Origin of the sequence: uncultured Lacinutrix sp. (assembly GCF_947500605.1) — a bacterium.
Taxonomy (GTDB): Bacteria; Bacteroidota; Bacteroidia; order Flavobacteriales; family Flavobacteriaceae; genus Lacinutrix.
Genome location: NZ_CANMSJ010000016.1, coordinates 1 through 9,680, shown reverse-complemented (window position 1 = coordinate 9,680; position 9,680 = coordinate 1). Strand labels below are relative to the sequence as shown.

The window sequence follows — 9,680 nt, the reverse complement described above, 5'->3', positions numbered from 1 at the left end:
GTTTCTATTGTAACAACAAGTGGAACAGCTGGCACATCAGATTATACTGAGACAACAACAACAGTAGTTATTCCAGCCGGAGCAACAAGTGTAGATGTTATTATACCAATAACAATTGATACTGAAGTTGAAGGAGACGAAGTATTTACAGTGGATGGAACAGTAACAAGTGGTAACACAACAAACACAGATCCAAGTGGTACTGTAACGATTACAGATTGTCTATCTGATTTAACAGCAGATTGTGATGGTGATGGTGTATCAAACGGAGATGAATTAACACCTCCAGATGGTGAAGATCCAACAGATCCTACTGATTCATGTGAGTTTAATACTGATGATATCACTATAACACCTAGCACTACTTGGTTAGAAGCAGATTGTGATGGAGATGGTGTAACAAATGGAGATGAATTAACACCTCCAGGTGGTGAAGAAGCAACAGATCCTAATGATTCATGTATGTTTATAGCAGATGACATTTCAGTAACACCAACTATAGATTGGTTGGCAGCAGATTGCGATGGTGATGGTGTAACAAATGGAGATGAAGTTAATGACGGAACAGATCCATTAAGTAACTGTAGTTTCATTGCAGATAGCGTAACACTTCCTCAGTCTACTGAGTGGTTTAATGGAGATTGTGATGAAGACAACATTATTAATGGTATTGAATTCCCATTTGGAGATACAGATGGTGATGGAATTCCAAACTGGTTAGATGTTGATGATGATAATGATGGAATTGATACAATTAATGAAGATTATGCAGATGTAGATGTTTCAGATGGAGAAGTTGATCCAACAGGAAATGATGATCCAACAGATAACGATACAGATGGAGATGGTACACCAGATTATTTAGATGACGATGATGATAATGACGGTATATTAACTATTCATGAGAATGGAGATTCAAATGGAGATGGTATTGGATTTGGAGGAGATGCTTTTGATAGCGATGGTGATGGTCTTCCAGATTACTTAGAGTTTGATAATGGAACACTTGCAGGAGACGATTTAGAAGTTTTCCAAGCTGTAACACCAAATGGAGATAACGATAATGATGTGTTTATTATTAAAAACATTGAGTTATTCCCAGAGAACACTGTTGAAATTTACAACAGATGGGGAGTTATAGTTTATGAAACTGAAGGGTATGGACAAAATGGTAAATACTTTAAAGGTGAATCTAATGGTAGAGTAACAATTAAACAAGGAGAGCAATTACCAGTTGGAACATATTTCTATATTGTTAAATACAAAAAAGGAGATGAAGCTAAATCTAAAGCTGGTTACCTATACATTCAACGTTAATTAAATAAATAATGAAGGCAGAGCAATTCTGCCTTCAAAATTAAATTATACCTTTTATAATGAAAAATAGAATATTAATTTTAGTAATACTTATCAGCTCTATATTTGCTGTAGAAAGTACTGCACAACAGGATGCTCAATACACACAGTATATGTATAATACAATGAGTGTAAATCCAGCTTACGCAGGATCTAGACAAGGTATTAGCATGACTGGATTGTATAGAACACAATGGGTAGGTTTAGATGGAGCTCCAGATACACAAACTTTTAATATTCATTCTCCAATTGGTGATAATGAAAAAGTTGGTTTAGGTTTGTCTATTATTAATGATAATATTGGTCCAACTCATGAGACTTATTTTGATATAGATTTCTCATATACAATTAATACTTCAGAAGAAGGAAAGTTAGCTTTTGGTTTAAAAGCTGGAGGTCATTTACTAGATGTGGCTTATTCAGAGTTAAGTCAGTTTAATGCAAATGATCAATTATTACAATCAGATATTGAAAATAAGTTTTCGCCAAATATTGGTGCTGGTATTTATTATAGAAAAGGTGATAGATGGTATGTTGGTTTATCTGCACCTAATTTATTAGAGACTAAACATTTTGATGAGGCATCTTTATCTGTAGCAAAGGAAAATGTCAACCTTTACCTTATTGGTGGATATGTATTTGATATTAACCAAGATTTAAAATTAAAACCAGCTGTGTTGTTAAAAGGTGTTGCAGGTGCACCATTACAAGCAGATTTAACAGTTAATGCTCTTTTAAAAGAAAAATTAACATTAGGTTTAGCTTATAGATGGAGTGCGGCTTTAAGTGCTTTAGTTGGTTATCAATTAACAGATAGACTTATGTTAGGTCTAGCTTACGATAGAGAAACAACAGATTTAGGAAAAACACAGTTCGAACAAGGTTCTTATGAAGTATTTTTAAGATTTGAAATTTTTGACGAGCAAAAAATATTATCTCCAAGATTCTTCTAAATATAGAAATTAGTAATTATGAAAAAAAGAATATATATAATACTAGCAATTTTTGCGATATCCTTTAACACTGCTTTCTCTCAAGAAGATGGTAAAGTTAATACAGGTGTAGATAAAGACTATAAAGGCTTAGAGTATAAAGAAGTAATAAGAGATCTTACTAAGCTTGTTAAATCTGGAAATAATAGTCCAGAAGTATTAAATAAATTGGCTAATGCTTATTACTTTAATGTTGAAATGGAAGAGGCTTCAAAATGGTATGGAGAACTTTTAGCTCAAGATACTGCTATAGATTTTGAGAATTACTATAGATATGCAATGGCACTTAAAGCCACTGGTAAATATGAAGATGCAAACAAGTATTTAAAAAAGTTTGCTGTTCTTAAACCTAATGATTCAAGAGCAATAAAATATTTAGAATCTCCAGATTATTTAACAACAATCGATAAATTATCAGGTAATTTTGTAATTGAAAACTTAGATTTTAATTCACGTTTTTCAGATTTTGGAACTTCGTTTTATAAAGATGGAATTGTATTTGCTTCTTCGAGAGGTGATGGTAAATTATATAAGTGGAACGAGCAACCTTTTTTAGATCTATATTATGTAAGTGAAGATGGAAAAGATCCAATAAAATTTTCAGAAGAAATAAATACTAAATTTCATGAATCTTCTACAACATTTACAGAGGATGGAAAAACAATGTATTTTACACGTAATAATTATATTAACGGTAAGAAAAGAAAGAGTAGTGAAAAGGTAGTTGGTTTAAAAATATACAAAGCAACATTAAACGAAGATGGAGAATGGTCAGATGTAACATCTATGCCATTTAATAATGATGAGTATAATGTAGCACATCCAGCATTAAGTTTAGACAATAGTAAACTTTATTTTGCATCAGATATGCCTGGAACTAGAGGACAGTCAGATATTTTTGTTGTCAATATTTTTGAAGATGGTAATTATGGAGAACCTACAAATCTTGGAGATGTAGTAAATACCGAAGGAAGAGAAAACTTTCCTTATGTTAGTAATAATGGAACACTATACTTTTCTTCAAATGGACATCAAGGTTTAGGAGGTTTAGATATTTTCTATGCTAACTTAAATGGTGATATTAAAAAAATTGAAAATTTAGGTAAACCTATTAACAGTCCTCGTGACGATTTCGAATTTATTATTGATGAATTTACTAATACTGGTTATTTAACATCTAACAGGTATAATGGTAAAGGAGATGATGATATATACAAATTTGAGCGTGAAATATGTAATCAGTTAGTAGCTGGAACAGTAGTAGATAAAAACACTAACATAGTTATACCAGAAGCGAATGTAATTATCTACAATGGTAGTAAAGAAAAAGTATATCGTTTTACAACAGATGTTAATGGTGCATTTAGTTATAATACAGATTGTAAAAAAGGAACTTATAAAGCAGTTGCGAGTAAAGAAGGTTACGACTCTGAAGAGTTAACTTATACAATAGACCCAGAAATTAAATTAGATTTAGCACTTAAACTTAATTTAACACCAAAAACAACTATCGACGAACCGGCAGCTATTGGAGAAGATTTATTTGTATTATTAGACTTGGATCCAATTTATTTTGATTTTGATAAATCTTACATAAGACCAGATGCACAAATAGAATTACAAAAAGTAATAAATTACTTAAAGCAGTATCCTTCAGTAAATATTGATGTACAGTCGCATACAGATTCAAGAGCGACTCATGAATATAACGAAGCATTATCACAACGTAGAAACGTTTCTACTAAAAATTGGATAATACAAAAAGGAGGTATTTCACCAAATCGTCTTACAGGAAGAGGATATGGAGAAACACAACTTGCAAATAAATGTTCAGATGGAGTTAAATGTAGTGAAGAAGAACATCAAGAAAATAGGCGTAGTATGTTTATAGTAACTAGAAACTAGATGTTTACCTCATAAATAAACCATTGAGATTATCAATAATAAAAAGTGCCATAGAAATATGGCACTTTTTATGCTTTATTCTCAATATTAAAATAAACTAAAAACCCTTATAATATTGGGTCTATTTTGTAAATTTGTTTTCCTCAATAAAAATAATGGCAGAAGAAAAAGTAATTTTAGTAAACGAAAAAGATGAGCAAATAGGTTTAATGCCTAAAATGGAAGCTCACGAAAAAGCTGTTTTACATCGCGCTTTCTCTGTTTTTATTTTTAATGATGCAAACGAATTAATGCTCCAACAACGTGCATTAAGTAAATACCATTCACCAGGATTGTGGACAAATACTTGTTGTAGCCATCAAAGAGACGGAGAAAGTAATCTAGAAGCTGGAGCAAGACGTTTACAAGAAGAAATGGGATTTGTTGCACCATTAGAAGAAAAAATGTCTTTTATTTATAAAGCGCCTTTCGATAATGGTTTAACAGAACACGAGTTAGATCATATTATGATAGGCCATTATAACGATCTCCCAAATATTAATACAGATGAAGTTGAGGCATGGAAATGGATGCCATTAGAAGCAGTAAAAGAAGATATTAATGTGCAACCAGAGATTTATACAGCATGGTTTAAGATAATTTTCGATAAATTCTACAAATTTATAAACATAACAGATGAGAGTAACAGTTAATAGGCGAGCACATTTTAATGCAGCGCATAGACTGTATCGAAAAGACTGGAGTGAAGAAAAAAACAATGCTGTTTTTGGTAAGTGTAATAACACTAACTACCATGGTCATAATTATGAGTTGATTGCTAGTGTTACCGGAGAAATAGATCCAGAAACAGGTTTTGTTATAGATGTAAAAATTTTAAAAGATATTATTAAATCTGAAGTTGAAGATGCTTTCGATCATAAAAACTTAAACTTAGATGTAGCTGAATTTAAAGATTTGAATCCTACTGCAGAAAACATTGTTGTAGTTATTCATAAAAAAATAAAAGCGAAGTTAGAATCTCATTTAGAGTTAGAAGTGACTTTATATGAAACACCAAGAAATTTTGTAAGCTATTCAGGTTAATAATGATTAAAAAGAAACTCTATCCAATTAAATTTCAACCCATCTTTAAAGAAAAGATTTGGGGAGGAAATAAATTAAAATCTGTTTTAAATAAAAAGACAGACTGCAATTCTATTGGCGAAAGTTGGGAAATTAGTGATGTTAATGAGAATGATGTTTCAATTGTAGCTAATGGTGAGCTAGAAGGAGATTCTCTTAAAACGCTTTTAAAAGAATATACCTCCGATTTAATAGGAATTAAAAACCATAAAACTTTTGGTAATAAGTTTCCATTACTAATTAAGTTTATAGACGCAAAGGAAGACTTATCTATCCAGTTGCATCCTAATAACGAAATGGCAGCCAAACGCCATAATTCTTTTGGTAAAACAGAAATGTGGTATGTTTTACAAGCAGATGTAGATGCAAATCTAATTATTGGTTTTAACCAAGAAATGACTTCAGATAAATACTTGAATCATTTAAACAATAAAACGCTTCCAAAAATTTTAAATTTTGACAAAGTAAAACCTGGAGATGCTTTTTTTGTAGATGTTGGTCGCATACATGCTATTGGAGCAGGCGTAATGCTTGCTGAAATACAACAAACTAGCGATATAACTTATAGAGTTTACGATTGGGATAGAGTAGATGCTAATGGTAACTCAAGAGACTTACATAATGATCTGGCAATAGATGCTATTAATTTTAGCATGAAAGACGATTTTAGAATTAATTATTCTAAAAAAGAAAACCAAACAAACAAGTTGGTAACCTGTCCTTACTTTACAACAAACTATTTGTCTTTACAGACAACAACATTACAAAAGAAAAATACTTTCGATTCTTTTATTATTTATCTATGTGTTGAAGGCGAAGCTACAGTAACAACTTCTGGATTTTCTGAAACTATAAAAAAAGGAGAAACAGTTTTAATGCCTGCTGCAATTACATCTTTTCAAATTGAAGCAGAAAGAGCCGAACTACTAGAGGTTTATATTTAAATTGTTTTAATATAAAACAGTTCATTATTTTCAATCATTTATTCCAAATTAATTCTTTACTTTTGTCGCTTAAATAAAATTAATATTATGGCAAATAAAAGAGACCTAAAAAAAGACCTTAATTATGTATTAGGGGACATTATTGAAGCAGTTTATGTTTGGGAATATAGCAACTCTAGCAAGGACACTAAACAAAGTGAAGCAGTTATTGATGATGCAATTAAGGTTTTCGACGATTTAATAGCAAGAGTTAATGCAAAAGATGTAGAAAATAAAAAAGCGCATTTTAAGGCAATTAGTTCAGAATTAGAGACTAAAGGTCTTGAATTAATTGAGCGAATAAATAAATTGTAAAAAAGTTCAAAAAAACTTTGTAGATATCAAATACAAAATTATATTTGCAACCGTTTGGCCGATGTAGCTCAGCTGGCTAGAGCAGCTGATTTGTAATCAGCAGGTCGTGGGTTCGAGTCCCTCCATCGGCTCTTATTAAACCTTAACTACTAATGTAGTTAAGGTTTTTTCTTTTTACAGTAAATTCTAAAACTTAAATTTTGAATTAAAACAGATATTAAATAGGAAGCTTACTTTTGTTAATATCTCTTTTAATAATCCGTTTTTAAAATAAATAAAAAATTCAATGTAGATAACAAGCAATAAACTTTTTATACATCAATTTTAAGCTTTATAAGCAGTTTGTTATGGAAAGATAAAGTAATTGCTTATCTAAACTAAAAAAGGCTTTTAAATTAAATTTAAAAGCCTTTTTTAGTTTTATGAAAAATGAGATTATTTTTCGTCCTTCTTTATTTTATCAATAAAACGTTGTAATTCTTTTCCGTAGTTAGATGCTTTAACATTACTGGTAAGTGTGTCGTTTATCATGTCTAAATATTTAATGTTTGCATTATACAAATCTGTTAAAGCTAAATAAGGAGCAACTTCACTGTCTCTATTATTAATTGCAAAGTTTACAGTATATAAGTATTTACGCTTTTCAAGGTTCTTGTGAGCTTTTTCATTTTTAGCAATAAGAGCCGTATCATTTAGTTTAATGGCATCGAAACTTTCTTTTACCAAATCTAAGTTGTTATTATTAAATTTGGAAGCTACATCTAAGTACTCTTCAAATACTTCTTGTTGTTTAGAGCCTTTAATTTTAGCATCATAATAGAAACGCTTTCTCGATGTATTAATTTCGGTAATACCTTTGTCTGCAAAAAAGGCAATTCTATTATCTTCATTATCGTTTTTATCTAAATACAGATAGAAAATTTCTGGACTTTCGATTTCGCTTTGTAATTCAAAATTAGAACTTCCATTAACAACCATAGAATCTACAGTTATTAAACTAGTATCATTAGCTCTTTTTAAGTAAACAGTACCTTTTTTTAAGCCTTTAATATTTCCTTTTACAATTAGTTTATCTGAAGTATTATTTCCGCAAGAAAATAGAATACATAAACCGAATAGAATAAATAATTTTTGCATGTGTAATTTTTTGATTTTTTAAGTGGGCAAATATGATATAAAAATTAATTAAATACTAACCAACTGCTGCTATTCTCATTAGTTCTGCACACAGGATAGCACCATAAGTTCCCACTACATAACCAAAGACAGCTAAAAGTGCTCCTACAGTGGCTAAAGATGGGTGAAATGCAGCGGCAACTATTGGAGCAGAAGCTGCACCACCAACATTTGCTTGACTACCTACGGCTAAGAAAAAATATGGAGCTCTAATTAGTTTGGCAACTAGTATTAATAAACCGGCGTGTATAGTCATCCAAACAAGACCAATCATTATTAGACCAGGCTTTTCTAAAATACCACCAAGATCCATTTTCATTCCTATTGTTGCTACTAAAATGTAAATAAAAATACTACCTATTTTACTAGCTCCTGCACCTTCGTATTTTTTTGCTCTTGTAAAAGAAAGTAAAACACCAATTAAGGTAGAGATAGAGATTAACCAAAAGAAACCACTACCAAAAGAAGATAATGCACTTTTAGGATCACTAACAGCTTCAAAATTATTCTTTAAAAAGGCTGTTATTTGTTCAGATCCAAAATGAGCAACACCTACTGCTGTAAAAGCAATCATAAGTATTACCATGTAATCGTTTAATGTTGGGTTTCTAACAGTTTTACTAGCAAAATTTTCCATTTTTGCTTGCAGTGCATCTATAGCAGTGTTATCTGCTTTTAACCATTTGTCTATCTTTTCTCTTTTCCCGATACCTAATAATAAAATGGCCATCCATACATTGGCTACAAAAATATCGACTATTACCATTCCTCCATATTTTTCAGGATTATATTGGTATATTTCTAGCATTGCAGCTTGGTTTGCTCCACCTCCAATCCAACTTCCCGCTAGAGTAGATAAGCCTCTCCATACTGCATCAAAATCTGCTCCTCCAACAGTTTCTGGAGAGAAGATAGAGATTAATAAAATAGCTAATGGACCACCTATAATTATTCCTACAGTACCTGTTAAAAACATAATTAATGCTTTCGGACCTAAATTAAAAACAGCTTTTAAATCTATACTTAATGTAAATAAAACTAGAGATGCAGGTAAAAAATAACGACTTGCAACAAAATACGCATTAGAAGTTTCTGGATCTACCCAACCAAATAAACTAAATAAAGAAGGGATAAAGTAACACATTAGTAATGCTGGTACAAACTTGTAAAAAGTTTTCCAAAAGCCTGTTTTCTTATTCTCTGTATAAAATACGAAGCCTAAGGCTAAAAATAATAAGCCAAAAACTATAGCATCGTTAGTAAACGGTAATTTAATATCCATAATTTTGTTTAATTAGTTACCGCAAAATACCAAATATAAACAGGATAAAAAAAAGTAAGAAATAAACTTTGGCACACAATTTGAAATATGGAAATAGAGATTGCTTACAGTGACTAATTTAAAGTGTGGTTACTTTATATTAAGAGTAGGTAATCATCATATTTTTGGTTGGTTAGTATGAAAAAGCGTCTTATTTACATAAGACGCTTTTTCTATTGTATAGTATCAATGTGAAAGTTTTCATAAAATTGAATGCCATAAATACTATAAAATAGAATTGGCACGCTAATTGAAATACAAATAGTAATTACCGCAACGACAATTTTAGAGTGTGGTTACTTTAAAAGAAGAGTGGTAATTACCATATTTTTGGTTGGTTAGTATGAAACAGCGTCTTATGTAAATAAGGCGCTTTTTCTATTCTACTAAGTTTCGAATTAATATGCATTAATAGATAAAGTAAGTTGCGTTGTCAGTTTTGTATTTAAATGTGAAAAGTTTCATAAAATTAGAAATCTGTAATACTACAAGATGCAATTGGCACGTTAA

Annotated in this window: 9 protein-coding genes and 1 tRNA gene; 8 read left to right on the top strand and 2 right to left on the bottom strand. The window is 30.7% G+C overall.

Translation table 11 applies throughout. The features are described from left to right. The 8 genes from Q0935_RS15755 to Q0935_RS15720 form a co-directional block, all read left to right on the top strand. Positions 1–1,317: gliding motility-associated C-terminal domain-containing protein (locus Q0935_RS15755; protein ID WP_299388309.1), on the top strand; the 1,317-nt coding region annotated here is incomplete at its 5' end. A 59-nt stretch (positions 1,318–1,376) separates the two neighbouring features. Continuing rightward, positions 1,377–2,309 carry a type IX secretion system membrane protein PorP/SprF gene (locus Q0935_RS15750; protein ID WP_299251987.1) on the top strand — a complete coding sequence of 311 codons (933 nt, stop codon included), beginning with the start codon at positions 1,377–1,379 and terminating at the stop codon, positions 2,307–2,309. Between the two features lie 18 nt (positions 2,310–2,327). Beyond that, positions 2,328–4,253 carry an OmpA family protein gene (locus tag Q0935_RS15745; protein WP_299388306.1) on the top strand — a complete coding sequence of 642 codons (1,926 nt, stop codon included), beginning with the start codon at positions 2,328–2,330 and terminating at the stop codon, positions 4,251–4,253. A gap of 155 nt (positions 4,254–4,408) precedes the next feature. Continuing rightward, a complete protein-coding gene (gene idi / locus Q0935_RS15740) occupies positions 4,409–4,945 on the top strand; it encodes an isopentenyl-diphosphate Delta-isomerase (RefSeq protein ID WP_299251993.1) in 537 nt (178 codons plus the stop codon). Next, positions 4,929–5,336: a 6-carboxytetrahydropterin synthase gene (locus Q0935_RS15735; RefSeq protein WP_299251996.1), complete on the top strand. Its 408-nt coding sequence runs from the start codon at positions 4,929–4,931 to the stop codon at positions 5,334–5,336. Before idi ends, Q0935_RS15735 begins: the two co-directional genes overlap by 17 nt. 2 nt (positions 5,337–5,338) lie before the next feature. Beyond that, positions 5,339–6,319 (top strand): type I phosphomannose isomerase catalytic subunit, encoded by a 981-nt coding sequence (locus Q0935_RS15730; protein ID WP_299388303.1) that lies wholly within the window; start codon positions 5,339–5,341, stop codon positions 6,317–6,319. A gap of 87 nt (positions 6,320–6,406) precedes the next feature. Continuing rightward, complete coding sequence (locus Q0935_RS15725; RefSeq protein ID WP_055437432.1) at positions 6,407–6,673, top strand: hypothetical protein; 267 nt, start codon at positions 6,407–6,409, stop codon at positions 6,671–6,673. A 57-nt stretch (positions 6,674–6,730) separates the two neighbouring features. Then, positions 6,731–6,804, top strand: a tRNA-Thr gene (locus Q0935_RS15720). 304 nt (positions 6,805–7,108) lie between these two features. Here Q0935_RS15720 and Q0935_RS15715 read toward each other — a convergent pair. Both Q0935_RS15715 and Q0935_RS15710 read right to left on the bottom strand, forming a co-directional pair. Then, positions 7,109–7,810, bottom strand: a complete 702-nt coding sequence (locus Q0935_RS15715; RefSeq protein ID WP_299252004.1) for a DUF4369 domain-containing protein — start codon at positions 7,808–7,810, stop codon at positions 7,109–7,111. A gap of 55 nt (positions 7,811–7,865) precedes the next feature. After that, a complete protein-coding gene (locus Q0935_RS15710; protein ID WP_299252006.1) occupies positions 7,866–9,131 on the bottom strand; it encodes a DUF819 family protein in 1,266 nt (421 codons plus the stop codon). Positions 9,132–9,680: the final 549 nt, after the last annotated feature.

What these genes read in the sequence shown, in the direction of transcription:
- Q0935_RS15715 (WP_299252004.1), bottom strand. Translation starts at nt 7,810, where the DNA reads ATGCAAAAATTATTTATTCTATTCGGTTTATGTATTCTATTTTCTTGC.
- Q0935_RS15735 (WP_299251996.1), top strand. Translation starts at nt 4,929, where the DNA reads ATGAGAGTAACAGTTAATAGGCGAGCACATTTTAATGCAGCGCATAGA.
- Q0935_RS15745 (WP_299388306.1), top strand. Translation starts at nt 2,328, where the DNA reads ATGAAAAAAAGAATATATATAATACTAGCAATTTTTGCGATATCCTTT.
- Q0935_RS15710 (WP_299252006.1), bottom strand. Translation starts at nt 9,131, where the DNA reads ATGGATATTAAATTACCGTTTACTAACGATGCTATAGTTTTTGGCTTA.
- Q0935_RS15750 (WP_299251987.1), top strand. Translation starts at nt 1,377, where the DNA reads ATGAAAAATAGAATATTAATTTTAGTAATACTTATCAGCTCTATATTT.
- idi (WP_299251993.1), top strand. Translation starts at nt 4,409, where the DNA reads ATGGCAGAAGAAAAAGTAATTTTAGTAAACGAAAAAGATGAGCAAATA.
- Q0935_RS15725 (WP_055437432.1), top strand. Translation starts at nt 6,407, where the DNA reads ATGGCAAATAAAAGAGACCTAAAAAAAGACCTTAATTATGTATTAGGG.
- Q0935_RS15730 (WP_299388303.1), top strand. Translation starts at nt 5,339, where the DNA reads ATGATTAAAAAGAAACTCTATCCAATTAAATTTCAACCCATCTTTAAA.